We start from the raw sequence: 25,719 nt of genomic DNA on the forward strand, positions 1-25,719 counted from the left end.
CTCCTTTAATTTAGTTGAAGTTAATGATGCGGGCGAATTTGTCGGCGATTAAAGACTGTCCGCCCACGAGCGCGCCGTCCACGTCTGCTTTAGCCATAATTTCGTCCACGTTGGAGTCTTTCACGCTGCCGCCGTAGAGAATGCGGGTGGCTTCGGCGAACGCGGGGGAATAGGCTTTGGCCAGGTACGCGCGGACGTTGGCGTGGACTTCCTGCGCCTGTTCGGGCGTGGCGGTTTTGCCGGTGCCGATGGCCCAGACGGGTTCATAGGCGATGACGAGGCCTTTTAATTGTTCTTCGGTAAATCCTTTCAAGCCGTTTGCCAGCTGGCCTTCAATGACGGACAGGGTTTTGCCGGCTTCGCGTTCTTCCAGGGTTTCGCCCACGCAGAAGATAACGGTCAGGCCGTGGCGCAGGGCGGCGGCCACTTTTTTATTCAAAATTTCGTCGGTGTCGCCGAAAACGCTTCTGCGTTCGCTGTGGCCGATAAGGGTGTGGGTGGCGCCGGCGTCTTTGGCCTGCACGGGGGAAACCGCGCTGGTGAAAGCGCCTTTGTCTTCCCAGTGTACGTCCTGCGCGGACACTTTAATTTCGGTGCCTTTGGCGAGTTCGGCCACTTTGGCTAAAGATGTATAGGACGGGGCGACGATGATTTCGGCATTGTTTTTATTGCCGGCTTTGGCAAGCGCGTCAATCAGCGCGGCCGATTCCGCCAGCGTGTTGTGCATTTTCCAGTTTCCGGCGATGATAGGTGTTCTTTTAGTCATTGTTTAAATTCCTCTTCTTATATTAAGCATACATAGAACGCTCTCCCGTCCTTAGGCGAGAGACTTCCTATTAAATACTATCATAAAGTAAGCGAATTGAAAAGACCCGCCGGAAAAGGGCTTGTATTGTTTTTTTTTTTTGATAAATTGGGATTATTAACTTATATAAATGGGGGGATATATCCCGTGCAAAAAAGTCTCGGATTTACGCTTATAGAGCTGTTGGTGGTGGTTTTAATTATAGGTATATTGGCGGCGGCAGCCGTGCCGCAGTACCAGAAAGCCGTGGATAAAGCGCGTTACAGCGAATTGATTTCGCTGGCACGGCCGTTTAAAGAAGCCCAGGAACGCTATTATTTAGCCAACGGTTCCTATACCGATAATATCAATGATTTGGATATTTCGCTGCGTGCTGACCAGCAAGACGGTCCCTGCGTTTCCGTTCGGGAGGGCGTGCTGTTATGTGTAACTTCTCTTTATTTGTATATTACAGACACCAAACAACTGCATAATTCCGTGGTGCGGGGGTATGATAAAGGAAACTCTTACCTGGGATGGACGTGCCAAGCCGCGTTGCATGACGCCCGCGCCGCCGGCTTATGCCGCAGTTTGGGCGGCGTGTTGATCAATACAGGCAACCCCAGGTGTGTGATTGGGGCGTGCGATGAATATACACTCCCGTTATAATGGCATAAAAAATCCCGGCGGTTTTCAATGCCGGGATTTTTTGATAGGCAGTGCGGTATTAAACCGCCATCACACAAATCTTGTACTTATCCGCCAGTTTAATGACGTCTTCCAGGTCCAGCACCAGCGTTTTTTCGGCTTCAAAAGCCAGTATGTGCAAACCCGCCTGATGCATGGTTTCCAGCGTGCCTTTGCCGATGACGGGCAGGTCAAAGCGGTTGTCCTGGTTGGGGCGTGCCACTTTTACAACGGCCACGGACGATTTCTTCTCCGCCGATTGGCGGTAGAGTTCCCCCGCGCGCTGAATACAGCGGTCCGTCCCTTCCATCCCTTCCACGGCGATTACCGCGCTTTGGCTGACTACGCACGTAAGCCCGATGTCCAGCGCGGCCACGGCTTTGGCGGTTTTATAGCCAAACGCCACGGTTTGGGTTTCCTCTTCCGTCGGCCGGCGGACGGAAAGCACGCCTTTGGCGGGCATAAAATCTTCCAGAAACAGGGCGGAATGTTCAAACTCAATGCCGTCTTTTTTAAACTCGTCCATCACGCGCGAAAGGATGTTTTTGGTCTGCATATTTTTTAAAGAGGCCAAAAATTTGGCTCCGCGCAGGTCGGGCATTAAGTTGGAAAAAATAGACGTGTGCTGTACGCGCCCCGCCATAATCACGCGGGTGACGCCGTTTTCTTTAAAGAAACGGATGCCCGCGCCCAGCTGCCCCAGCCTAAACAGTTTGAATACGCGCGCGCAGTCTTTGTAATCTTCTTCTTTGGCGTTGCCTTTTGCGCCGGCGACGTACACTTCATACCCCTTCGCCGCCGCTTTTTGGGCGATGTAGACGGGCATTTTTCCTTCGCCGGCAATCAGGCCGATTTTGTTAGTCGTCATGCTCGTTCATTTTGCGTTTGGCCATGGTTACGCCGCGCTTGGAAGCTTTGCAGAAATCAATCATATGCCGCACTTCGGGGCACGGGTTTTGCGCTTCCAGCTCGGCAATAGAATCGTCCAGGCGTTTGCCGCTGCGGAACAGCAGTTTGTAGGCGCGTTTGATTTCGGTCATGCTTGCTCTGTCCAGGCCGCCGCGGCGCATACCCACGACGTTGAGCCCCACCAGCCGGGCGCGTTCGCCCTGGGCGATGCAGTAGGGGGGAATATCCAGCGGAATCATGGCGCCGCCGGACAGCATGGCCATCGTGCCGATGCGTACAAATTGGTGAATGCCGACCATGCCGGACATAACCACGCGGTCTTCCACCGTTACGTGTCCGGCGATGCCGGTGCTGTTGGCGATGATGATGTGGTTGCCCAGGTGGCAGTCGTGCGCCACGTGTACGTTGGCCATCAGCAGGCAGCCGTCGCCGATGGAGGTCGGGCTGTCCAGATGGGTGGAGCGGTGGATGGTAACGCATTCGCGGATTTGGTTGCCGTTGCCCATCGTTACGCGGGTGGGTTCGCCTTTGTAGGACAAATCCTGCGGTTTGACGCCGATAAACGCGCTGGCGATAATTTCGTTATCGTCTCCCATGGTGGTGTTTTCAATCACGCAGTGGGGGCCGATTTTATTGTTTTTGCCGATGACGACGTCCGGGCCGATAATGGTGAACGGACCGACGGTGGTGGACGGATCTATTTGGGCGGACGGGTTAATCAGGGCCGTGGGGTGAATATTAGACATTGGGGGTTTCTCCTAAGATGAAATTAAGGGTGGCTTGCGCGCAAAGCTTGCCGCCCACGTAGGCTTCTGCATAAATTTTAGAGATTTTGCCTAACCGCAAAATTTCCAGGGGCATTTCCAGCAGGTCGCCGGGGTGCACCATACTGCGGAATTTGGCGTTTTCAATGCTTAAAAACAGCGGCAGGCCGCCTTTGCCCTGAGTCATATAGCTCATAATGGCTCCGCCAAACGCCTGGGACATACTTTCCACCACCAGCACGCCCGGCATAACCGGGTGGGCGGGGAAATGGCCTTTAAAATAATACTCGTCCGGGCGGACGCGGCGTACGCCGACGTATTTCTTTTTGTCTTCCAACACTTTTACTTCGTCCACGAGCAAAAACGGCTCGCGGTGGGGAATGTTGTTTTTAATCTGTTCCTGATCGTAAGTTTCCAGTACGGGAAGCGTCAGAAATTCCTTTAAACTGGCGGATTTTGCGCTCATTTGTCCTCCGAATTGGCCAAGAGAATCTTGGCAAAAATAACATTGTGTTTGTGCCCGCCGCACGCGCAGGTGATTTTAAGCGGCGGCAGCTTGCGGCCCGTCAGGCTGATGTCGCCCACCAGGTCTAAAATTTTGTGGCGCACCAGTTCGTCCCGGTAGCGCAGCTCGTTTAAAAATTTGTCTTTGCCTACGATGACGGCGTTTTCCAAATTGCCGCCCTTGGCCAGCCCGTGCGCTTTTAAAAACGCCAGTTCTTCTTCAAACCCGAACGTGCGCGCGCGCGCAATTTCTTTAATATAGTTTTCGGGCGTAAACTCAAGCGTAAATTCCTGGCGGCTGACCAGCGGGTGTTTGTGCAGGAACAGGAACGTAAACGTCAGCTTGTCGGCGGGTTCGGCCGAGTAGGAAATGCTGCCGCAGGAATACGTGATTTTCTGTTTGATGTTTAACAGCGGCTGTTCGGCGTCCAGTTCCGTAAGGCCTGCTTTTTGCAGGGCGTCTACGTATTGGTCGCTTGCACCGTCGGTGACGGGCGGTTCCGGGCCGTCCATTTCCACGGCCGCGTCGGTAATGCCCAGCGCGTGCAGCGCCGAAAGCGCGTGTTCCACCGTCCACACCTCGGCGGTTTCGTTTTTTAAGTTGGTTCCGCGCAGGGTGGAGCCTACGTTGTCCAGGCGCGCTTGAATGGGTTTGGCGTCTTTAATGTCCGTACGCAAAAACGTAATGCCGTTGTCTGCGGGTTTGAACGTCATCGTGGCGGGTACGCCCGTATGAAGCCCAATGCCGCTGACGACTGCGGGAGAAGCAAGGGTTTTTCTCATAATTAAAGTCCCAGTATTTTTTTAATTTTTCCGAAAAAAGACAAATTTTTAGTTTCTTCCAGCTGCTTTTTAAACGCCCGGAATTCTTTATGCATTTCCGGCAGTTTGCGCAGCATGGCCTGCTGTTTGAAGGCCTCGCGCTGCGGCATGGCGGGATAGCCGAAATAGGTCTGCCCGGCCGGGATGGACGTCATCACGCCCGACTGCGCGCCCACCTGGGCGCGGTCGCCTATCGTCATATGCCCCGCCAGGCCCACCTGGCCGGCCAAAATGACGCCGTTGCCGATATCCGTCGTGCCCGCCACGCCGACCTGAGCGCACATAATGGAGCTCATCCCCACGCGCACATTGTGGCCGACTTGGACGAGGTTGTCAATTTTTGTATTGTCTCCGATGACGGTGCTGGAAATTTTGGCGCGGTCAATGCAGGAGTTGGACTGCACTTCCACGTCGTTGCCGAGCACCACGTTGCCGATTTGCGGGATTTTCTGGTGACGGCCGTCGTGGAACGTAAATCCGAATCCGTCCGAACCGATTTTGGCCCCCGCCTGCAAAATGACATAATCTTTAAGCACGCATTCTTCGCGGATGACGACCTGCGGATAAATATAGCAGTTCTTGCCGACGGTAACGTTTTTGCCGATGTAGCACTGCGGGAAAATGACGGTGTTGTCGCCGATGGCGGCGCCGTCTTCCAGCACGGTGTACGCCCCCACGGACACGTTGGCGCCGAGGGTTACGTTTTTGCCGATGACGGCGGTGGGATGAATGCCGGAGGTGTGTTTCTGTTTTTGGGCGTCCGCGTATTTCATCAGCAGAATAAAAGCCCATTCCGGGTTTTTGGCGTAGAGCAGCGCGCCGTTAAAGGGGAGCTCTTTGCCTTTCGCTTCTTCGGGTACGATAAGCGCGGAAGCTTTGAGGTCTTTTAATAAATCCGCTTTTTCCAGGGAGGTTAAGTAACAGATTCCCCCTTCGTGCGCTTCTTCCAGCGCGCACAGCGTGCGAACGGCGGTTTCGGGATGCGCGCCGGCTTCCGCCCCGGTGATTTTGGCGATTTCGGTTACGGTTAGATTTAGCATAATAAAACCTCTATTTTCCGCGTTTGCGGTATTTTTTTGCTTTCTTGAGCCGGCTGATAAAATCTTTGGTAACGTTTACCGGCTTTTCGCCGTAGAGAATTTCGTCCTTGCGCACGATTGCGCCGATGTTTCTCTTTTTGGCGAACGATTTAATTTCGGTATAGATATCCTTCAAAATCTCGTTTACTTCTTTCTTTTCCAGCTTTAAAATTTCTTCGCGGGTGGTATATTTATAATTATCAATAAAAAGACTGCGTTCCGCAATGATTTTTTTGTTGGACGCTATGCGCGCCGTCAAATCATCCAGCTCCGCGGGCGTATTAAGCGGGCTGGTGGAAAGTATTTCCGCGCCCGAAAACGTCAGCCGGTTGAGCACGTTGCCCAGCAGCAGCGAGTCCGCGCTTTCTTGGATTTGCGGTTTAAGCGCCTGCGGCTCCACCACGATGCGTTCGTAATACGGTTTAAGCTCCCGCACCTGTACGGCCAGGCGTTTGTTTTCGGCCTCCAGCACGCTGATGAGCTGTTTGGCTCCGTTTACTTCTTCTTCTTTAGACAAAATCTTCAGCCGGATTTGCTCTTTTACCGCAATGGTGCGGGGGTGTTCGTTAAAGGCTTCGTCAATGTCAATATACGCCACCGTCAGGCATTTTAACACTTCTTTGGGCTGGTCCGCGCCGTCCTCTTCCGCTTCCGCGGGAGCGGCCGTTTCCTCCGGCGCGCCGTCTGCCGGTTTGGCGGAAGGCGTTTTGTCTTCCGGTTTCGCCGCGGGCTGCTGCGGCGGATTGGCTTCTTTAAAAGCTTCCTGTTTGGTTTCTTCGGGCAGGATGATTTTCTCTTCCGGCTCGGCGGGTTTTTCCGCCTGTGCGGCGGTTTTGGCCAAGATGGCGGCCACCGCGGCGGCTTCCTGTTCGGAAAGCGCATCCGCGGCCGTCTCCTGCGCCTGCAGGAGCGCCGTCAAAAAGGGTACCGCTAAACACAGCCAAACTTTCTTCATACGCCTCCTACATCATATTTGAAATGTTGAAGTAGAAGTGGGAACGGTCTTCGTTGGAACGGTGATTCAGGCCGTACCCCCAGTCAATGCGGATGGGCAGCGAGGGGGTGGTGAAACGCAAGCCTACGCCCACGCCGGCTTTGAACTGGTTTTCATTGGGCCCGAGGGAAAAGTCCAGGTCGTTAAACTTGTTCCAGGAGTTGCCCAAGTCAAAGAAGAAGGCGAACTGCGCCATATTGCGCCGGCCTTCGCGCGCCAGCGGGAAACGCAGTTCCGCGTTCATCACGTAATACATATCGCCGCCGTATTCCGGGCCGATTTCGCCCGCGCGTTCATAGCCGCGGATGGTGTCCGCGCCGCCTAAGAAGAATTTTTCATACGGCGGCACTTCGCTCGTGCGGCCATAGGCCTGTACGGAGCCGAATTTGTTGGACAGTACAAATACAATCGGATAGTTCCCGCCCACGTTCCAGACCGTGTAGTTGAAAATGGAACGTGCGTTTAAGTACCACAAATCCAGGTCTCCGCCCACGGGGCCGCCGGCGAGCGCAAGGCCGATGGAGTTGCGCCAGCCGCGCGTCGGGTCCCAGATATTGTCGCGCGTGTCTATGGCAAAATCCGCGCTGACGGTGGACATATTGGTGGTGCCTTTGGCGATACAGGTGGACGGGTCCTGCCCTTCTTTGCAGATGAAAAGCTCATCAATGTCGTAAATATCAATGTTTTCAAACGAATAGCCGAAGGACAGTTGGTAAATGTCGTCGTTAAAGCGCGGGCCGACTTTCACGCGGCCGCCGATGCGCTTTTCGGTATACGCCTGGTTTTCGGTGGAGAAAGAGCGGTAGCGGCGGGTGTTGAACAGGTCCACGCCCAGGGAGGTCGGCTTGTCGTAAATCCACGGGGTGGACCAGCTGACGGTGTAATCCAAAATTTCTTTACCGAACAGGGTGCGCAGAGACAGCCGCTGCGCGCGCCCGAACAGGTTCATATGGTTGATGGAAAGCTCGCCGTACAGGCCGTCCATAGAGCTCATGGCCAGGCCGGCGGTAAACATACCCGGGCGGCCTTCTACGACGTTAAAGCCCAGGTCCACTTTTTGCGGGTCGGCGGTGGGCTGGAGGTCTACCTGCACGTCGTTAATAAAACCCAGGTTTAAAATTTTGGTTTGGCTGCGTTTGATTTTTTCGTTGTCGTACAAATCGCCGGGATGGATGGAAAGCTCGCGCGTGAAGACGTATTTTTTGGTGTTTTCGTAGCCGGTAACGTCCACATTGTCAATATAGAAAATATGGCCTTCGGAAATATCAAACGTGATGTTGAGCCTGCCGTTTTCAATGGTGCGGACGGGGTTCACGCGCACCTGCAGGTAGCCCTTGTTGGCGTATTGCTCCTGGATGGCGCTGATGGTGTCGTCAAAATCTTTCTGGTTGTAGAGTTTGCCCTCGCGGAAGAAGATTTGCTTGTCCAGTTCCTGCGGGGTAAACACGTTGTTGCCTTCAAACGAAACGCTGCCGAAATCCACCTTTTCGCCTTCCGTTACGTCGTAGGTGATGGTTACTTCGGTTTTGGCGTCGTTGATATCTATTTTCGGCTGGCTTAAATTAAAATCCGCATAGCCTTTGTTGCGCCCGTAGAGAATCATCTTTACCCAGTCGCGCTGGAGGTTCTGGGGTTTGAAAACCTTGCCGGGGCGGTTGGAGGCTTTCTTTAAAATTTTGGCGGCCGGCAGCTCGTCCGCGCCGTTGAGGTTGACGGTTTGCACGCGCACGCGTTCGCCTTCGTCAATAATCAGCTTTACGTATACCACGCCGAGTTTATCGTCGGTGGTAAGCTCGTATTTCACATCGGCGCTGACGTAGCCTTTTTCGGCGTATTTGGCTTTGATGCGCTCCAAGTCGGCCTGGAGTTTGGCTTCGTTAAAGGGGTCCTTGATTTTAAGCGTCATCGCCTGGGTGATGGCGCCTTTGCCCAGGTGTTTTCTGCCTTCGTAGGTCAGGCGGTCAAAAATGGGCTTTTCCGTAACGATGTAGGTCAGGCGGTGGCAGGGGTACACGTCCCGTCCGTCTTTCTCTTTACGGGTGCCGGGCATGGGGGAAATGTCAATTTCCACGCTGTCAAAATTACCCAGCGCGGAGATGTCGTGAATGTCTTCGGAAATGGTAAAGCGCTCGTAAAGCTCGCCTTTTTTGGCGTGCGCGGCTTTGGTGACGGTTTTTTTGCGGATGTTTTTAAGTCCGTCCGCGGCCACGCTGCAAATCATCCACGGGCCGTTGGGGTCCACCTCCTGCTGCGCGGCGTCTTCCGCGCGCGCGTACGAAGCGGCCAATAATGCGGTTAAAATAAGTGCAACCAAACGTTTGGACAAGGCGCTGTACTCCCTAATTTTCGGTTTTTTAATAAAAAAGCCCGCACTATGGGATAAGCACGGGCCGGTTTCGTCCAAAAAAGCTGACTTATTTGGTGGGTCTTTTAGCCAAACCGCTTTTGATGCAGCCGGTGCAAACGTAAGCGGTCTGGGTTTTGCCGTCCAGGACCACTTTCTGCTTCTGAAGGTTCGGTTTAAAGCTTCTTTTCGTTCTCATATTAGAGTGGCTGTAGGAGCCGCCGGACACCGGGGCTTTGCCGCACACTGCACATTTATACGCCATAGTTTCCTTCCTTATAACTGAATTAAATTTGGTTCTTATATTCTAGTAAATAAACGCCGCTCTGTCCAGCCTTACGCCTCTTTGGGCGGGAAAAATTTGCTGGCCAGAACGGAGAGCGCCAAAATGCCCACGATAACGCCCAAAGACGCCACCACCGGGATTTTAAAATGATGCGAAATCAGCATTTTTACGCCCACAAAGAACAAAATGACGGAAATGCCGTATTTAAGATACGGGAATTTGCCCGCCATCCCGGACAGCAGAAAATACAGCGAGCGCAGGCCGATAATCGCGAAAATGTTGGACGAATAGACCAGGAACGTGTCCTGCGTGATGGACAGCACCGCCGGGATGGAATCCACCGCAAAAATCAGGTCCGACATTTCAATCACCAGCACCGCCGCAAACAGCGGCGTGGCGTAGCGTTTGGCTTTTTCCAGCACGAAGAAATTGTCGCCGTGGTAATCGGTCTTAATCGGCATAAATTTTTTGAGTATTTTCAGCACGACGGACTGGCTGGGGTCAAACGATTCGTCTTCCTTTTGCAGCAGCATTTTGGCGGCGGTGAAAACGAGCAGCGCGCCGAAGACGTAAATCGTCCACGAGAACATGGAAATAAGCTGTACGCCCAGGAAAATGAACAAAAAGCGCAGCACCACCGCGCCCAAAATACCCCACAAAAGCGCCTTGGGCTGGAGGTGGCTGGGAATGGCGAAATAGCCAAAAATCATAATAAACACGAACATATTGTCTACGGACAGGGAATACTCCAGCACGTAGCCCGTGTAGAATTCCAGCGCGTGGCGCGGCCCTTCCACCAGCCAAATCGCGCCGCCGAACAGCGCCGCCAAAGACACCCAGGCGCAAACCATTACGCCCGCTTCTTTCATGCTTACTTTGCCGTGGTGTTTGTTCAGCACGGCCAAATCAATAAATAACGCCGCCAGTACAATTACCCAAAAGGCAATCCACATGGCAACGGATACGGTAGTGGTTACAGGTTCCATTCTTTCTCCATATAAAGGGATATATATCATTATAGCAGTTTGGAAAGGGCGTCGGGCGGGCTTGGCGGTTCAAGTTCAAAAATGATATGATATATAAAATTTCCGCCGAGATAGCTCAACTGGCAGAGCAACGGTTTTGTAAACCGTAGGTTGTGGGTTCGACTCCCATTCTCGGCTGCTTTTATCCCGCTTCGTGCGGGATTTTTTATGCCCGTTCTTCCCCTTGGTTTCCGCCGCCCTTTAATGCTAAAATACACGCAGGAGGGTATATGAAAAAAATCTTTTTAGCCGTATTTTTATGTATGTTTTCCTCTTTTTTATGGGCGAAAACGGAGAATTGCGACGTTTCTTCCCAGGCGCCCGTCAAGTTGTTGGCGGCGGAACTGAAGCGCGGGTTTAAGACGTTTAAAAAACTGAATCCGCCGGTTTATTATATGTCTTATACTTATAAGGAAATCCAAAGGCGGCGTTTTGGCGTATCGCTGGGGGGCGTGTTTTTGCGCAGCTCAAAGGATTGGAATGTGTTAGACGTATCGGTGCGCGTCGGTTCGTCCGTGTTGGATAATACCCGCAAACTAAAAAACGCCAAGAACGATTATTCTTCCAAAGTGACGGCCGTTCCTTCTATAAAGGGAGACGGGGCCGCTTTTTCCAACGCTGTTTGGCTGGCTACACAAAAAGCGGTGGAAGACGCCCAGCAATCTTACGGGCGCGTGCAGGCCGACGTACAGGCCGCTTCCCAGCGTATGGACGATTCGGCCGATTTCGCTTTCCCCGAGACGGCTTCTTACTGCCGGACGGAAACCCCCGCCCGTTTTGATTGGGAAAAGCTGGAAAGCATGCTTGTTAAAGTTTCCCGCTCGGTGAAGGATAACCCGGCGGTGCTTAAAAGTGAGTTTGATTTTAGGGCTGAATCCGGCCACACCTATTTTGTGGACTCGCGCGGAACCCGGTTAAAAATGCCGACGTTTCTGTTCCGTTTGAGTTACACGCTGGAAGGCAAAACAAAAGACGGGCTGGAACTGTCCCGTTTTAATTCGTACGATGCGGTTTCTCCTTCCCAGCTGCCCAGTGAAGAAAAATTGCTGGCTGACGTGCAGCAGTCCGTCCGGGAGCTGGAAGAACTTTCCCGCGCGCCGCTGGCCGAGCCCGTTACGGCCCCGGCTATTTTAAAAAACCGCGCTATGGGCGTGTTTGTACACGAAGTGCTGGGGCATCGCATGGAGGGGCACCGCCAAAAAGAGGATTCCTTCGGGCGGACGTTTACTTCCAAATTAAACACGCGCGTCACCGCGCCTTTTATCAGCGTGGTGGACGACGCTGCGCTGGAGTCTTTTAACGGGGAACCTTTGCGCGGGTTCTACGAATATGACGACGAGGGCGTAAAATCCCGGCCCGTGGTCATCATTGAAAACGGCGTGCTGAAGAATTTTTTAATGAGTTCCAGCCCTATTAAGGGGTTTCCCGCGTCCAACGGGCACGGCCGCCGCGAACTGGGCAAACGCGCCGTGGCGCGCATGGGCAATACGCGCGTAATCGCTTCCGAAACCGTTTCATACGACGAACTGGAAAAAATGCTTTTGGAAGAAATCAAACGTCAGGGAAAGCCGTACGGGTTTATTATTGAAGATTTGTCCGGCGGATTTACGCAGACGGATGCGGGTTCTCCGCAGGTGTTTAAACTGGAGCCGCAGCTGGTGTATCGCGTATATCCGGACGGACGCAAAGAAGTCATCCGCGGTGCGGATTTGGTGGGAACGCCGCTGGTCAGTTTTGCGCAAATTTTGGCGGCGGCGGACGACGAAGGCGTTTTTAACGGGGACTGCGGGGCGGAATCCGGCTGGGTGCCCGTATCCGCCATCGCGCCCAGCGTATTGTTTAAAACGCTGGAGCTTGAGCATACCGCCAAAAGCGCGGTCAAACCGCCCGTGCTGCCCCCTCCCGGCGCGGATAAAGGAGGTAAAAAATGAGAAAGTTTTTAATCCTTTTACTTTGTTTTACGGTTTGCTTGCCCGCGGCGTTCGGCGCGTCCGCGGCGAAGCCCGCTTTGCCGGATAATATCTATTTTCGCGCCATGCGGGACGAAATGGACCGTACGCTTAAAAAATTGCGCTCCAAAAACGCGCCCGCGCCTTATTATGTGGCTTATAAACTCTCGCGCCAGTTTGAGTTTTCAATGGACGCTTCTTTGGGAGAGTTGTTTTCGGAAAAAACGGAGCCGGTGGAAAGACTCTCGGCCGCGGTGATTCTGGGCGTGGGTTCGGATAAAAATGATCAGCTCGGTTTTGACAACAACCGTTTCTATTATATGCCTTCATCGCGGGCCTTCGTCGGCGACAGTTACGACGCCATCCGCCATGCGTTATGGCATTTGACGGATGCCGAATATATTATATCGCTTGATTCTTACGTTAAAAAACAGGCGTATAAGCGCAAAAAACAGCTGCCCGCCGACCTGCCGGATGTTACGCCCGCCCCGCAGGCGGCCGTGTTTGAAGACAAGGGGACTTTTGCCGTTCCCGACGCGGCCAAATGGGGGAAAATTCTCAAACGTCTTTCCGCTCAGGGCAAGACCGTTTCCCAGCTGGAAGATTTTGGAGTTTTTTTCCAGGTTGACGCCCGGGAGGATTATTATTTAAACAGTTTGGGCGGCGCGTATCAGATTCCTTTTACGCGGGCGAAACTGACGCTTTACGCCCAGCTGCGCAATAAAGACGGGTATGAGCAGTCCTTCAACGAAACCGTTTCCATACCGGATTACTTGAACCCCGACGAAAAAGAACTGACCGAAAAAACGGACGCTTTTTTGACGGAAATGGCGGAACGCTACAACGCGTATAAGGCGGAAACGTATTTGGGGCCCGTTTTGTTCCGGCCCCGTGCGGCGGCCGCTTTTATAATGGACAATTTCGTTTTGGCGGTGGAAAACGTAAAACCGCTGCTGTCCGACGAATATGAGCAGGATGAAACCGCCGGCTGGTTTAGAGAGAAAAAAGGCATGCGCGTGCTGTCTAACGTGCTGGATATATCGGATAAACCGCTCCTGCGGGAATATAAGGGGCTGCCTCTGGTCTATATGCCGGTGGACGACGAGGGGGTTCCGTCTCAGGATTTACAGCTTACCTCGCTGGGCCGTCTGCGCGTTTTTCCGCTTTCCCGGCGGCCGCTGGGGGAAGACCACCACAGCAACGGGCACGCCCGCCTGTCTGGTCATTCCTATCCGCGCGAACGTTTAACCAATGTGTTCGTGCAGGCCAAGGCGCCGCTGACGGAAGAAGCGCTGAACGGGGAATTTTTGGAAATGTGCCGCGATTGGGAGCAGGAGTATTGCTACGAAGTGGAATCTTTCGGGTCCTCCAATAAAACCAACCGGGCGTGGCGCGTCTATACCGAAGACGGCCGCCGGGTTCCCGCTTACGGGTTGGATTTCAGCAATCTCTTGTCCCGTTCCCTGCGCGATATTGCGGCCGTCGGCGGGGAGGAACAGGTGTTTTATGGGGCGGGAGACGGCAACACGGTCATTACGCCTTCTTTGTTGTTGGAAGAAGCGGAGATCTTACCGGCTGACGCCAAGCCGGACCAGGCGCGGTTTGTCCCTAAACCGTAATGGATTGAAACTGTAAAAAAACAGGCGGGTTTATAGCCCGCCTGTTTTTTATTGATACCGTTCACAATAAACCCCGGGCGTAAGCCCGGGGTATCTTTTGTTCCAAAATCTCAGCTTCGCTTGATTTTGCCCCCCCGCTAAAAGGAAAGGATTTACAAATTTGGCCGTCATCCCGGCCATGGAGCCGGGATCCAGTCTGTTTAATAAGAAAACTCCGTTTTCTTGCGGCGGGATACACACTCCATCCCTCGGGCTTACGCCCGGGGAGTTTCATAAGAAATAATTTAGCGTTGGGGCGCGGCTGTCAGCAGTTTGTCCGCCACCCGGCCGATGAAGGAATCTTTATTGCCCTCGCGCACGGCCGTCATGTGGCGGCGGCTGTCTTGGGGACGGCCCAGGTAGTATTCGTCCATCGCCTGAATAAACAGCGCCAGCTGGTTGCCGGGCTCATGCTGCAAAATCCGTTCCGCCGTTTGGAAGGATTCCCGGTATTGTCCGGCCTCGTAGAGCCACAGGGCTTTATGGGCCAGCAGATCTTTGCGGTTGGGGGCCAGCGCGAGGGCGGCTTCCATATCGGACAGCGCATCCTGCGGCCGGTTGAGCCCGCGCGCCGCTTTGGCGCTTAGAAGCCAGAAATCGGGGGATTGGTCGTTCTGCGCCAGGGCCATCGTGATGTGGATGAATGCGTCTTGATAATTGCGCTGGCGCAGAAACGTATAGGCGTAGCGCGCGCGGTATTGCGGCCCGGCTTCGGGGTTTAACTCAAAAAATTTGTCGTAGAACGAACGGGCCTTGGAGTAGAAACCCATGGCGCTGTAGTTGGCGGCCTGGCCGGCCAGGGCTTCTAAATTATTGGGTTCCTGCGCCAGCGCGCGTTCGTAGAGCTCCATGGAGCGGTCCGTCAAATCCGTACGCTGGTAGAGGCTGGCGGCGGCCAGTAAAAGCGGTACATTGTTGGGGTGAAATTCCAACGCTTCCAAATACACTTCCAGCGCTTTGCTTAAATCGCCCAGCTGTTCGTAGCTCATTCCCAGCAGGCGGTAGGCGCGCGCTTCGCGGCGTTTGACGTTTTTGGTTTTGTAGATGTATTCGGTCAGCTCTTCAATGGCCTTGGTGTAGTTTTGTTGGGCGTATAAGTCGCGGGCATAGATGTAATCCCGGCGGTCTCCCGCCGGGGCCAGGCCCAGAAAACCCGTCTGGGACGTGGAACATCCGCCCAGCAGCAGCGCGCACAGCGCAAGCGGTAAAAGATTACGGTTTAAAAACATATGGCAATGCAAAAAGCAGGATGCTCTCCTGCAATTCTCCCAAGTGGCGGTTGGCTTCTTTGATACCCACTTCGCCCGCCTTGTGTAATTTGTCCAGCTCCAGCGTGCCGATGTCCAGCACGCGGTTGGTAAGCACAAAATCGGCTTTTTGGGCCGATTCTTCAATCATCGCCGCGCCGCGCACGTCGCCCACGCGCAGCAGATAGGCGGCTACGGATTTGGGCGTATTGGAATAAAAATCAGGCGGCGTAACGGACGCGATAATATAGTCCGCCCCCATCAGTTTAACCGATTCCACGGGCAGGTAGTCCACCACGGCCCCGTCTACGAGAGCGCGGTGGCGGTAATGCACGGGTTCAAATACGCCGGGCAGGTTCATGCTGGCGCGCACGGCAATGGCCAGCGGGCCCGAATCAAACACCACGCGTTCGCCGGTTTTAATGTCCATGGCGGCGCAGGTGAACGGAATTTGTAAATCTTCAAAGCGCATATCGCCCAGCTGGTCGTGGAAAAAAGTGGTCAGGTTGGCCGAAGAAGGCAGCCGGCGGGCAAACAGAAAACGCAGGAGGCCCATCACGTTAAAATCAGGCGTGATTTTGTCCATCGTCATATGGTTGCTGATTTCCCACAGTCGTTCGGTGGGAAGCCCCGCGGCGTAAAGCGAGCCCACCACGGAACCCATGGAGGTGCCCGAAATCATATCAATGGGCATACCGGCGTTGTCCAGCGCTTCCAGCACGCCCACGTGCGCAAAACCGCGTACGCCGCCGGCCGAGAGCGCCAGGCCGATTTTGGGCCGGTCTTTTTGCGGGAGCGAAGTGAAATTCTCCCACATAAAATCGCGCAGAATTTCGTCATCCGTCTGCACCTGGAGCGCGGCGGACGGAAGCGCCAGCAGAGGAATTAAAAGCGCAAGCCCGAAGGCCCGCCGCAGAAAAGCGTTCATTACAAATCCTGGCCGATGGCCCATTCCAGTTCGGCTTTAGCCACTGCGTTATTGCGCACGGCTTGAAAATAGCCTTGGGCCGCCTGGAGGTAATCCTGCAACGCTTCCAGCGGGGCCGTTCCCGTCTTGGGGGTGTTTTTGGCCGCCTGCGTCAGGAGCGCGTTGAGTTCGTTGTAAGCGGTTTGGCGGTCCAGCACTTCGGTCTGCCAGAACAGCATATTTTCAAAGCTTTCGGCCACCTGTACGCGGATTTTGTCTTCAATGGCCGCGCGGCGCAGGGAGCTTTTTTGCTGTTCGGCTTTCTTTTCGGCGATTTGCTCGGAGAAGTTATACGGAATCGGCAGGCGCACGGCCAGCGATACCTGTTTGTTGACGTCGTCTAAACTGTTCACGCCCAGCTGTTCGTAAGAAGCGTTTAAAATGACGTCCGGGTAGCGTTTGGACAGGGCGAGGTCTATGGCGATGTTATCGGCTTCCAGCGCGTAAATGGCGGATTTTAATTCCGGGCGGAATTCCATGGCCCACAGGTTTAAGTGCGGCAGGTCCCAGTCGGTTTTGACGGGAGCAAAATCCCCTTTAATCGTTACGCGCGAATTAAGCTCTTTGTTTAAGCTGACCAGCATGGCGAGCTGGGCTTTTTTCAGTTCGCTTTCGGCCTGGTTGCGTTTGCTTTTTAAATCGGCCAGCAGGGCGCGGATGCGGATTTTGTTCCACAGGTCGCCCGTCGGGTGTTTATACCATTTTTCACTCAGGGCCAGCACTTCCTGCGTGAGTTTGGCGTTGTGCTGGGCGTAAAGCAGGCCGGTGAAAGATTTTTTAATGTCCAGCACGACGGCGTTTTTGACGATTTCGTACCGGCTTTGCACCTGTTTTAAATTGGCGCGCGCCATTTTAAGCGTGCCGTTAATCCGGCCGCCGGAATAGAGGTACTGCGTGGCGGTTACGCCTACGCCGTAGAATTGGTCTTTGTCGCCGTAGAGGCCGTTGCCGGGCAGAAAGCGGTTGGCCACGGAATCGGGCAGGACCATCGGGTAGTCCAAATCGTACCAGGTGGCCGTGCCCTGCAGGGAAAACTGCGGCAGGTAGCGGAATTTCGCTTCGCTTACTTTCTGTTCGGCGATGATGATTTCCTGCTTGGCGGTAAGAAAGGCGGAATTATTTTCCAGGCCCAGGCGGATGGCGTTTTCCAGCGTCAGGTTGTCGTTAATCAGGCTGGAAAATTTAAGTCCGTACTCCTTTTGCGCGTAAACCGTCTGCACGCATATCAGCGCCAGCAGCAGCGCCAGAATTTTTTTCATAGGTAAAACCCCCGATTACTTCTGTTTATTTTTATTGATTTCCGCTTCCACGCGGTCCATCATTTTGTTAAATTCGTCCTGCAGTTCAACCAGCTGGTCGCCCTGGCGCAGATGAACGCGCTGGGAAAAATCCCCTTTGGCGATGGCTTTGCAGGTCTGTTCAAAACGGTACACGGGGCCGGCCATTTTGTGGGAGAGGATAGCGGAAATAAGCACCACGAAAAGCAGGTAAATGGCGATTTTGTAAAAGAAACTGGCGGCGATGGGGATAAATTCGTCGTAAATGGGCTGTACGAGGACGGGATAGGCGTCAAACAGTTCGTCCAGCGTGGCCGTGAGTTCAAACGTCATAATCGCCAGCCCGCACAGCACGCTTAGAATAATCAGCATCATATAGCGCAGCTGGAGATTTTTCTTGATGAAAATCGTCTTTCTTTTAAATTGCTGCTGCTGTGCGGGCTGGTTCATAAATTCCTCTTAAAAATTGGTTACGTAGCGGATTTGTAAAATACGTTCGCTTTCGTCTCCGCGGCCGATGCGGCGCACGGCCGCGTCCAGCGCCAGAGAGGGGTGCAGGTAAAAGCGCGCGCCCAGGTTTAGGCGGGAGTCGCGCATATTGCGGATATTGTCCCATTCCGCGAGCAGGCCCACTTTGTCGCCCAGGTTGTAATACATGCCGGTGAACCAATAGAGTTCGTCCCAGTCAAAGTCGGAAAAGTTCATCCCGGCCGCGGCGTTGAGGCCCGGCACGATGATTTCGCGCGTTAAAGTTAAGTAGCCGCCTTTGCGGTCATCCAAGTATTCTTTGGTGTCGGCATATACGCGGTGCTCGTTGTATCCGTAGCCGTAGCGGCGGCCGTCGTAGCCGATGGCGATGGCGGGCAGGTAGAGGCTGCCGTCGTAAATTTTCCATTTGGCCTGGAAGTCCGGGTCCAGCACGCGTACATCGTCCGACGAGCCCAGCAGTTCGTGCGCCGCAATGCTTACGCCGATGTTAATGCGGGGGTAGACGCCGAAGTCTATGCTTTCCATCACCGTGCCGTGGTCGTAGGCGCGGGTTAAAAAGGAGGCCTGGTAGCGGTCAAAAGTTTCGGCGGTGGGGACGTCAATAATCATGGTTTCCAGGCTGATGGGGTCCCCCTGCGCGGCCTGCAAAGCAAAAGGGCAGAGCAGGCAGGCGAGTAAAGCGGTTAAACGTTTGATATTCATATTCATCCTTAACGGGTTTCCATTCGGTTCTGCGGGTTACAGAAACGTACGCACGTCCTTCACTTCGGGCTGCGTGATGTGGCGCAGGTTATGCAGGTATACGCCTTCGCGCGCCGGCATAAAATCGTTGCGGTCGCGCGGAAATTCCATATCCACGATGCCCTTGTCCAGGCGTTCTGAACTGCTGACGACGCCTTTGTGCCAGCGGTCGGTTTTGTCCTGGTCATAGGGATCTTTCGGGTTCCAAAAATTGCGTAAAAGTACGGTGCCTTTGGGCAGCGGTTCGGCGCCCACGGCGGCGGTTTTTAAGAGCACGTCCGTCGTCCAGACGGTTTTGCCTTCGCACGGGCCGTTGATGAACGTTACTTTATAGCGGGGGTCGTTGTCGGAAGGTTTTTTATTCAGGTTCGCCAGCGAATACATGGCGTAGGGTTTGCCCTCGTTTAAGCACGCCGCAAAGACGTGCGTGCGAAGCAGGCGCTCGTAGTCTTGTTTATCGTCGGTGCGGTTATAGGGGGACTCTTTTTGCTGGTGACATCCCGCCAGCAGGACAAAAGAAGAAACGAGTAAAAGGCCGAGCAGTTTTTTCATAAGCCGGACTCCTTGTGTTTAAGGTCGCCCTCCGTACGTACGGGCGCGAGTGAAACCGATATAGAAATTATACCCGTTTTTTGGCAGAAAAGAAACCCGGAAACGGATTTTTGCGCCGGGCGCTGGAGCCCGGGTAAAAAGCGGCGCAAACGCAGGGCGCAAAAACGCCCCCGCTTGAGGCGGGGGCGTTTGGAAACAGGGCGGATTTACTGGCCGCGTTCGGCGGCGCCCAAATTATTGTTTTTGTCAAAGGCTTTTCGGTCTTCCGCGCTTTTTTTCTGTATCGTTTCGGCGGCGGCGCGGGTATTGTCCGTTACCACCTCTCTGGCCGCGTTGCGTTTCATCTCCTGTGCAATTTGCTGGAAGAAAGCGATTTGGTCCGCCAGATTTTCAGTTAATACGGCGGCCCGATCCGCAAAGCCCGGCTTTTGGTCTGCGTCAATAAAGCTGTCATCCTTGCCGTAGAAGAAAGTGGTGGTGCCCAAATCATCGCTGAGCTGTTTGCCCACCGGGGCGGAGCTGGAATACAAGGCCGCGCCCATGCCGGGGTTGCGCTGTTTCATGGCTTGCCTGTTTATGGCCTGTACGGCTTTTAAGTCGTCTTTTGTATATAAGATGTATGAAGTGGCGTATTCGTCGGCCTGGTTGACAATTTGCTGCCGTTCGTCGTCTCCTGCGTCCGGCGGCAGCTGGGCGAGTTTGTAGTCAGTAAATTGTTGCTTTATGTTCTGGTATTTGCCCAGCGGGTCGCCTTTAAAGGTGGCGCCGGCCGCTTCCACCGATTCTACCAGTTCGGGGTTGTTTTGCTGCGCGTTGGCTACCCAATAGCAGGGCTTGGAAGAACAGTCCTCATTCTGTAACATGAAATCATAAATTTCTCTGGTTTTTAAGTACTCTTCTTTCGCTCCTTCCAGGTTTTCCTGGGGGATATCCGTTGCGCGCGACAAAACCAGCATAATGGGCGAAGCCGGCATTATTTTGTTTGTTTTTTGGAAAAACAGATTGGCGTTTTGCGTTTTAACGGCTTGGATTTCATCTTGGGAGGCCGGCTGGTATTTCGTGCCGGGCATTGCGCAGGAGTTTACGCTTTTAACCGGGCGTGGTGCCGTACCCGTACAGCCGGATAAAATGCTGTTCAGCTCATCCTGCGGTTCCTGGCCGGCCGCCAGACGGTTCAGGCGTTCCTGTGCTTTTGCCATAAAAAATCTGCGATTTTCTTCGCGGCGTTTTTGCCGATAATCTTCTTTGGCTTTCTGTTCCTGCGGGTTTTTGGGGTTGGGATATTTGGAATCGGCCAGAAAGTCCGCTACTTGGTCAAGCGCGGCGTCCGGGTCCAGATACGAAAGGAGGTTTGTCGTCTGTCCGTCGGAGCCGCCGTCCGGCAGGCCGCCGCCGATGCCGCTGATATCCATATTGCCCCCTCGGGCAAAAGAACTGCTGTTTTTCCCGCGCGAGCGGCCAAATCCGTCGGATGAGGCCAGCACGGCGGCCTGTTCGTCATCCCAAATATCGGCGTTGGGCAGTTTTTCTTCCGTATCGTCAAAACCAAAAAAGCGTTTGATGGGGTTAAAGAAACGGGCCAGTTTGGAATCGGGCACGGCTTTGCGCTGTTTCATACGTGCCGCCGGCGTGAAGCGCGCGGCGCGTTCCTGGCGCATATAGGCGTCGTAGGCGTTTTCCTGGCTGTTTACTTCGTGCATACCGGGGTTTACGCCGTCGGGCGTGGTTTGGCGGATGAGCACCCAGTCTCCCTCTTCGTTTTGCAGGGAAGCGTCGCCGTAATTATACCGGCGGCCCGCGTCGGGGGTTTCTTCGGTGGAAATATAATTGCCCGCCGCGCGCGCGTCCGCGTAGGCTTCCCCGCCTTCGGGCGAGCCGAACTGCTCGGCGGCCTGCCGGGCGGTTAACGTTTGGGGCGGCTGCTGCGCGCCGCGCGAGGCGCCGAAAAAGCGCGCAATGCGGTTGACGAGGTCCGTCAGCGGATTGGAAGTAAAAATCTGGGGAGTGGCTTTTTTGCCCGCCCCGGCGGTTTTGTCGGGCGCGGTTGTTTCCAAAAAGGGCAGCAGCAAGAAGGCAATTACTGCCGCGCAGCATACAATCAGCATAATTTTGCCAGCGGTTTTTTTCATACAAACTCCGTTGCTTATAATAACAATTCCCCGGTCTTGGCCGCGGGTTTCGCGCCTTGAGCCGGTTACTTATAAAATAGTCTACCCGTTTGAGGGGTATTTTTCAAGGGTCTTTAGGCCCCAGGCTCTGGCTGGGCCTTCGTTATAGGTCTTTGACCAGCCGCTTTAGAATTTCCCACGATTTTTTGATGTGGGAAATAAAGGGGTTCCCGTCCGCGCCGGCTGTGCGGGGTTCTTCCTCGGGCGAAGGCAGCGCGTAGCCGGCGGCTTGGGCCAGCTCGGAAAGGTAGTTGGACGGCACGGCGAAATTCAGGTTTTGGTTGCCTTCCCCTTTATAACTGGCGAAAGCGACGGAAATGACCCGGCCGTGTTCGTCAAACACGGGGCTTCCGCTGGAACTGGGCGAGATGGGCGCGCTGATTTGGTGCCAAATCACGCCGTCGGCCTTTTTGCGCACCTGGCTGATAAGCCCGGAGGAAATGGTGTTTTGCAGGCGGCGCGGGTTGCCGATGACGGTGATGGTCTGGCCGGGGAGGACGGTGTCCGAATCGCCCAGCGTAACATAAGGCAGGTTGCGGGCGGATATTTTTAAAAGCGAAAGGTCCACGTTGCCGGCGGCGGCCACGCCGACGGCTTCGCCGGATACGGCCCCGTTGTTAAACGTAATGTTGATATACAGCGCGTCGGCGGATACGTGGCGGCTGGTGGCGATGAGGCCGTCCGGCGTAACCACAAAGCCCGTGCCCGTAAAGGTGGACCCGTCTTTTTTAACCACGTTTACGGCCACTACCGCGGGGGCGTTTTCTTCGGCGATGCGCACATGGTCGTTCTGCGCCGCGGCGGGCGGCGGGCAAAAGAGCAAGACAAGAAAAAGCAGCCGGAGTTTAGTCATATTCCAGATTATAGCAATAAATCGTTTTTGGGGGACAGGCGTTGAAATATGGCCAGATAAATAGTACACTAACTATGTTAAGTCTTTAAGGAGTTGCCACTATGGTTGAACCATTCTATGTAAGCCGTAAAAAATACGAAGCTCTGGTAAACGAGCTGAAAGATTTGAAAGATTTAAAAGCCCAGCTTTCCACCGAAATCGGGGATGCCGCCGCGCAGGGGGATTTGAAGGAAAACGCCGAATACCACGCCGCCAAAGAAAAACAGGCGGAAACCTTGATTCGCATCCAGGAACTGGAAACGCGCCTGAGAAACGCGCAAATCACCGACGATTTGACCGTGGACAAGAGCGAAGCGCGCATCGGCGCGACCGTAACCATTCAGGATATGTCCGCCGGTATTGAGTTTACGTATACGCTGGTAGGGTCTATGGAGTCCAACCCGGAAAAGGGCCTGCTGTCCGTCAAATCGCCGCTGGCCAACGGGGTGCTCGGCAAAAAAGAAGGCGAAACGTTTGAAGCCATTTTGCCGCGCGGACCCAAAACGTACAAATTGGTTAAACTGGAATACAAATAAAAACAATTTAACGCAAACAAAAACCCCCGGGCGCAAACCCGGGGGTTTTTGTTGGAACGGGATTAGTAAAACTGCGGGAAATTGTCTTCGCCCGGGGTTCTCAATCGCTGAATCTTGCTCCGAAAGCCGGCGCTGTTGCTTTCCCAATACGTCATGGCTTCAAACAGCATGGGCTCGTCTTTACGGGTGTCAAAGAAGTCGCGTATTTTTACGGAACGGGGCAGAAACCCCTGTTTTTGGACAAATTCTTGCACGTATTTCAAACAATCCGCTTCCGGCAGCCTTTGCACCGGGTACATTTCCGTAATTTCATACAGTTTTGTTAGCGTCGGCACGATTTCTTCAAACATATTGGCCTGGTTGGCGAGAACCAACGGTTCAAACCGCAAAAATAACGCGCGTTCGTCCTCGTTTTTCCAAAGCGGCGCCCGGTGGTTTTTAGCGATAAAGGCGTTCATTTCTTGTAAAAGATTATTGTAAATTTCAACGGTGCCTCTGACGGAAGAGGAATTTTTTGCAAAAGAAATGAGTTCGTCGTACAGTTGGCGCAGGTCGCTCAATGCCGTTAAAAACGCTTTGTTTTCCTGTTTGGTATGCGTTTTTTTGGCGATGTATTCTTTGATGGTTTTGTTTAGCGGTTCGGCCTGTTTATACAGAGCGAAAAGGCGTTTGGCTTCCGCTTCGTTTAAGCCGTTTTTAGCGGCCACTTCCAGCGGGGAGGCCGTTTCCGAATAGCGGGCAATTTGCAGTTGGATGGCGCGCATCCCGCCGAATTGAAGCGGCTCGCGCAGCTGCCAAGGGGCTTTGTGCAGGTGGGTGTTTAAATACTCGTTGACCGAGTGCGCAAACGTTTCATTGGGGGCGCGGCTGGCGGAGAAGAACGGGAACTGCGAGTTAAGGTCAAAGTATTGTTCCAGTTCCTGTTCCATACCGGTAAAATATTCCTCGTTCAACTGGTTTAACAAAGACGTTCTCAACGTATTGTTTATAACGGTGCTTTGAATTTGGCGGCGCAGAACATTGCGCGAAATCGGGCGGAAATTTTGGATATACTGATGCAGGGCAAGGGCGTCTTTGTACTCTCTTTGAAATTGGAAACGCTGATTTAAAATCTGTTTGGTCCAAGAAGAGGAAAGGCCTGTGTTGAACGCTTTGGCGTTGCGTGCGGCGGCGTTGAGCGCACGGGACACCGCGGGTTCAATTTTTGAAAGCGAAACGGCTTTTGGCAGTTTGGACAAAATTTGCGCCGGGGCCGGAAGCGCAAGCAGCAGGGCGGATAACAGCAAGATAAATATTTTCATATGTATAGTATAAAACAATAAATCTGCCGCCGAAAGGGCCTTTGGACCCAGGAGGCCGGTAGGTCTTTGGCATATAAAAAACCCCCGGCATAGCCGGGGGATATCGGTTGGTCCTGCGAATTAGTATTTGGCCAGCACCGCTTCTTTCGCCGCGCTGGAGTAGACGTTGTAGTCCATTTGCTGGAAGATGGAGTCTTTCTGTTCCAGGTCGTAGACGAAGCCTTCGTCAATGCGGTTGCCCTGTATTTGTTCGTACAGTTCGTTGAAGCGTTTGACATGGTCTTTGGTGCGTTTGGTGGAGTATTCCTTGGCGGTTCCGGTGGTCATCAGGAACGCCCAGTCGGAAGACTGCATCAGCACCAGCTCGCGCGCGAGCTGGTTGAGCGCGCGGCGCAGCAGGCCGTCCGCATTGGGGAACTTGTTGGCCAGTTCCATCATGCGCTCGGCGGATTTAATCAGGTGGCGGTAAATCCAGTCGTTGCCGCTGTTAAGCCACACGTCGTGGTAGCCTTTATCGCCCCACGAGGACATGGAAGGCTGCACCATCTGGTTTTCCGGGTACATTTCCAGGTATTCGCTGGGGGTTACGAGTTTAATGTCCTTCTGGTCGTAATAGATTTTCTTGAACAGGTATTCCAAGAACTCAATGCCTTCGTACCACCAGTGGCCGTAGAGTTCCGCGTCGTACATAGACACCACGAGCGGTTTGCGGTCCAGTATGGTGCTTAAATATTCAATCTGTTTCTGGCGGTTGAACATAAAGTTGCCGGCGTGCTGGGCGGCCAGTTCGCGCGCCTCGTGCGGGTTGTAGGCCTGTTTTTGGTTCAGGGCCACTTTGCCGGTAATTTTATGGTACTTCATACCGATGTTGCGGCGTACGCCGTCGGAATGAAGGTAGGGCTTGATGTAATCGTAATCCAGGTCGTACCCCAGGTCGCGGTAAAATTCGCGGTAACGCGGGTCGCCGGGGTAGCCGGCTTCGGCGCTCCACACCTGCTGGGCCGATTCCATATCGCGCGCAAAGGCGGCCACGCCGGTCTGCGGGCAGTACACCGGGGCGTAAATGCCGTATTTCGGGCGCGGGGTGCCGTGCAGCACGCCGTGGGATTCGGTAAAGAAGAAGCGGATGCCTTCGTCTCTTAAAAATTTATCATCGCCGGGATTATAGGCGCATTCGGCCAGCCAAATGCCTCTGGGGCTGCGGCCGAAGCGGCTTCTGTAGTCCTGCGCCGCGATTTTCACCTGCGCGTTGACGCTTTCTTTATGCACCATCAGCGGCAGATAGCCGTGCGTGGCGCAGCAGGTGATGATTTCCAGCTTGCCCATATCCTGGAATTTTTTAAACCCTTCCAGCACGTGGCCGTGGTAGCGGTTTTCAAATAAATCCTGGTAGCGGCGGAACTTGTTGAAATACATCCGCGCGACGCCTTCAAACTCCGTGCCCTGCGTGCGGTTGAGCTCTTTTTGGGAAAGCTCCACGCGCTGGTTTAAATAATGGCGGAAGCGGCCTATTAAAAGCGGGTCCGACATCATATTGCACAAAGGCGGCGTGAGGGACATCGTTAAACGGAAATCGGTGCCTTCTTCGGTCAGGTTTTCAAATACGTTTAACAGCGGAATATACGTTTCCACCATGGCTTCGTAAAACCAGTCTTCTTCCAAAAAGTCCGGGTATTCCGGGTGCTTGATAAACGGCAGGTGCGCATGGAGCACCAGCGCCAAGTAGCCTTTTTCTTCTCCCATA

General features: G+C 53.9%; 24 protein-coding genes and 1 tRNA gene. 5 read left to right on the forward strand and 20 right to left on the reverse strand.

The genetic code is table 11. The annotated features are described in order from the left end of the window. Positions 1 to 10: 10 nt before the first annotated feature. Complete coding sequence (gene tpiA, locus ACQY36_RS02390) at positions 11 to 766, reverse strand: triose-phosphate isomerase (RefSeq protein WP_428055042.1); 756 nt, start codon at positions 764 to 766, stop codon at positions 11 to 13. 186 nt (positions 767 to 952) lie between these two features. On the opposite strand from tpiA, the gene ACQY36_RS02395 reads away from it, so the two are divergent. Further along, positions 953 to 1,453: a pilin gene (locus tag ACQY36_RS02395; RefSeq protein ID WP_428077535.1), complete on the forward strand. Its 501-nt coding sequence runs from the start codon at positions 953 to 955 to the stop codon at positions 1,451 to 1,453. A gap of 58 nt (positions 1,454 to 1,511) precedes the next feature. Here ACQY36_RS02395 and ACQY36_RS02400 read toward each other — a convergent pair whose 3' ends face one another. From ACQY36_RS02400 to ACQY36_RS02440, 9 genes are all read right to left on the reverse strand, one after another. Further along, positions 1,512 to 2,339 carry an LpxI family protein gene (locus ACQY36_RS02400; RefSeq protein WP_428077536.1) on the reverse strand — a complete coding sequence of 276 codons (828 nt, stop codon included), beginning with the start codon at positions 2,337 to 2,339 and terminating at the stop codon, positions 1,512 to 1,514. Further along, positions 2,329 to 3,126 (reverse strand): acyl-ACP--UDP-N-acetylglucosamine O-acyltransferase, encoded by a 798-nt coding sequence (gene lpxA, locus ACQY36_RS02405; protein WP_428055048.1) that lies wholly within the window; start codon positions 3,124 to 3,126, stop codon positions 2,329 to 2,331. Before lpxA ends, ACQY36_RS02400 begins: the two co-directional genes overlap by 11 nt. Further along, positions 3,119 to 3,610 (reverse strand): 3-hydroxyacyl-ACP dehydratase FabZ, encoded by a 492-nt coding sequence (gene fabZ / locus ACQY36_RS02410; protein ID WP_428055050.1) that lies wholly within the window; start codon positions 3,608 to 3,610, stop codon positions 3,119 to 3,121. The genes lpxA and fabZ overlap by 8 nt, the downstream gene beginning before the upstream one ends. Next, positions 3,607 to 4,431: a UDP-3-O-acyl-N-acetylglucosamine deacetylase gene (gene lpxC / locus ACQY36_RS02415; protein WP_428055052.1), complete on the reverse strand. Its 825-nt coding sequence runs from the start codon at positions 4,429 to 4,431 to the stop codon at positions 3,607 to 3,609. Before lpxC ends, fabZ begins: the two co-directional genes overlap by 4 nt. A 2-nt stretch (positions 4,432 to 4,433) precedes the next feature. Continuing rightward, on the reverse strand, positions 4,434 to 5,510 hold the full coding sequence (lpxD, locus tag ACQY36_RS02420) for a UDP-3-O-(3-hydroxymyristoyl)glucosamine N-acyltransferase (RefSeq protein ID WP_428077537.1): 1,077 nt from the start codon (positions 5,508 to 5,510) through the stop codon (positions 4,434 to 4,436). Positions 5,511 to 5,520: 10 nt separating this feature from the next. Beyond that, positions 5,521 to 6,504, reverse strand: coding sequence for a hypothetical protein (locus tag ACQY36_RS02425; RefSeq protein WP_428077539.1), 984 nt, complete (start codon positions 6,502 to 6,504; stop codon positions 5,521 to 5,523). Between the two features lie 7 nt (positions 6,505 to 6,511). After that, on the reverse strand, positions 6,512 to 8,869 hold the full coding sequence (gene bamA / locus ACQY36_RS02430) for an outer membrane protein assembly factor BamA (RefSeq protein ID WP_428077541.1): 2,358 nt from the start codon (positions 8,867 to 8,869) through the stop codon (positions 6,512 to 6,514). A gap of 88 nt (positions 8,870 to 8,957) precedes the next feature. Further along, positions 8,958 to 9,152, reverse strand: a complete 195-nt coding sequence (gene rpmB, locus ACQY36_RS02435) for a 50S ribosomal protein L28 (protein ID WP_428055060.1) — start codon at positions 9,150 to 9,152, stop codon at positions 8,958 to 8,960. Positions 9,153 to 9,223: 71 nt separating this feature from the next. Further along, positions 9,224 to 10,159 (reverse strand): TerC family protein, encoded by a 936-nt coding sequence (locus ACQY36_RS02440; protein ID WP_428055062.1) that lies wholly within the window; start codon positions 10,157 to 10,159, stop codon positions 9,224 to 9,226. 104 nt (positions 10,160 to 10,263) lie between these two features. On the opposite strand from ACQY36_RS02440, the gene ACQY36_RS02445 reads away from it, so the two are divergent. The 3 genes from ACQY36_RS02445 (at position 10,264) to ACQY36_RS02455 (ending at position 13,766) form a co-directional block, all read left to right on the forward strand. After that, positions 10,264 to 10,336 (forward strand) — tRNA-Thr (locus ACQY36_RS02445). Between the two features lie 92 nt (positions 10,337 to 10,428). Next, complete coding sequence (locus ACQY36_RS02450) at positions 10,429 to 12,129, forward strand: metallopeptidase TldD-related protein (RefSeq protein ID WP_428077543.1); 1,701 nt, start codon at positions 10,429 to 10,431, stop codon at positions 12,127 to 12,129. Then, positions 12,126 to 13,766: a metallopeptidase TldD-related protein gene (locus ACQY36_RS02455; protein WP_428071289.1), complete on the forward strand. Its 1,641-nt coding sequence runs from the start codon at positions 12,126 to 12,128 to the stop codon at positions 13,764 to 13,766. Before ACQY36_RS02450 ends, ACQY36_RS02455 begins: the two co-directional genes overlap by 4 nt. Positions 13,767 to 14,050: 284 nt before the next feature. On the opposite strand, the gene ACQY36_RS02460 is transcribed toward ACQY36_RS02455, so the two are convergent. The 8 genes from ACQY36_RS02460 to ACQY36_RS02495 all read right to left on the reverse strand — a co-directional run bounded on the left by ACQY36_RS02460 (position 14,051) and on the right by ACQY36_RS02495 (position 22,099). After that, positions 14,051 to 15,034, reverse strand: a complete 984-nt coding sequence (locus ACQY36_RS02460; RefSeq protein WP_428071291.1) for a tetratricopeptide repeat protein — start codon at positions 15,032 to 15,034, stop codon at positions 14,051 to 14,053. Continuing rightward, positions 15,018 to 15,980, reverse strand: coding sequence for a patatin-like phospholipase family protein (locus ACQY36_RS02465; RefSeq protein ID WP_428071293.1), 963 nt, complete (start codon positions 15,978 to 15,980; stop codon positions 15,018 to 15,020). The genes ACQY36_RS02460 and ACQY36_RS02465 overlap by 17 nt, the downstream gene beginning before the upstream one ends. Beyond that, the gene (locus ACQY36_RS02470) at positions 15,980 to 17,278 is read right to left on the reverse strand and encodes a TolC family protein (RefSeq protein ID WP_428077545.1); all 1,299 of its coding nucleotides are present in this window, start codon (positions 17,276 to 17,278) and stop codon (positions 15,980 to 15,982) included. The genes ACQY36_RS02465 and ACQY36_RS02470 overlap by 1 nt, the downstream gene beginning before the upstream one ends. A 15-nt stretch (positions 17,279 to 17,293) precedes the next feature. Then, positions 17,294 to 17,746 (reverse strand): HAMP domain-containing protein, encoded by a 453-nt coding sequence (locus ACQY36_RS02475; protein WP_428077547.1) that lies wholly within the window; start codon positions 17,744 to 17,746, stop codon positions 17,294 to 17,296. 9 nt (positions 17,747 to 17,755) lie between these two features. Beyond that, the gene (locus tag ACQY36_RS02480) at positions 17,756 to 18,487 is read right to left on the reverse strand and encodes a hypothetical protein (RefSeq protein WP_428055075.1); all 732 of its coding nucleotides are present in this window, start codon (positions 18,485 to 18,487) and stop codon (positions 17,756 to 17,758) included. A 36-nt stretch (positions 18,488 to 18,523) separates the two neighbouring features. Then, entirely contained in the window at positions 18,524 to 19,078 is a 555-nt protein-coding gene (locus ACQY36_RS02485) for a hypothetical protein (protein ID WP_428055077.1), read from the reverse strand. Between the two features lie 206 nt (positions 19,079 to 19,284). Further along, positions 19,285 to 21,207 carry a hypothetical protein gene (locus ACQY36_RS02490; RefSeq protein ID WP_428077549.1) on the reverse strand — a complete coding sequence of 641 codons (1,923 nt, stop codon included), beginning with the start codon at positions 21,205 to 21,207 and terminating at the stop codon, positions 19,285 to 19,287. Positions 21,208 to 21,349: 142 nt separating this feature from the next. After that, complete coding sequence (locus ACQY36_RS02495; RefSeq protein WP_428077551.1) at positions 21,350 to 22,099, reverse strand: S1C family serine protease; 750 nt, start codon at positions 22,097 to 22,099, stop codon at positions 21,350 to 21,352. Positions 22,100 to 22,200: 101 nt separating this feature from the next. Here ACQY36_RS02495 and ACQY36_RS02500 point away from each other — a divergent pair, with 101 nt between their 5' ends. After that, positions 22,201 to 22,674, forward strand: a complete 474-nt coding sequence (locus ACQY36_RS02500; protein ID WP_428055083.1) for a GreA/GreB family elongation factor — start codon at positions 22,201 to 22,203, stop codon at positions 22,672 to 22,674. Between the two features lie 62 nt (positions 22,675 to 22,736). Here ACQY36_RS02500 and ACQY36_RS02505 read toward each other — a convergent pair whose 3' ends face one another. After that, entirely contained in the window at positions 22,737 to 23,975 is a 1,239-nt protein-coding gene (locus ACQY36_RS02505; RefSeq protein WP_428077553.1) for a hypothetical protein, read from the reverse strand. A gap of 120 nt (positions 23,976 to 24,095) precedes the next feature. Continuing rightward, a complete protein-coding gene (locus ACQY36_RS02510) occupies positions 24,096 to 25,718 on the reverse strand; it encodes a glycoside hydrolase family 57 protein (protein WP_428055087.1) in 1,623 nt (540 codons plus the stop codon). Position 25,719 lies beyond the last annotated feature (1 nt).

This window comes from Candidatus Avelusimicrobium alvi, from assembly GCF_958451995.1.
Taxonomy (GTDB): Bacteria; Elusimicrobiota; Elusimicrobia; order Elusimicrobiales; family Elusimicrobiaceae; genus Avelusimicrobium; species Avelusimicrobium alvi.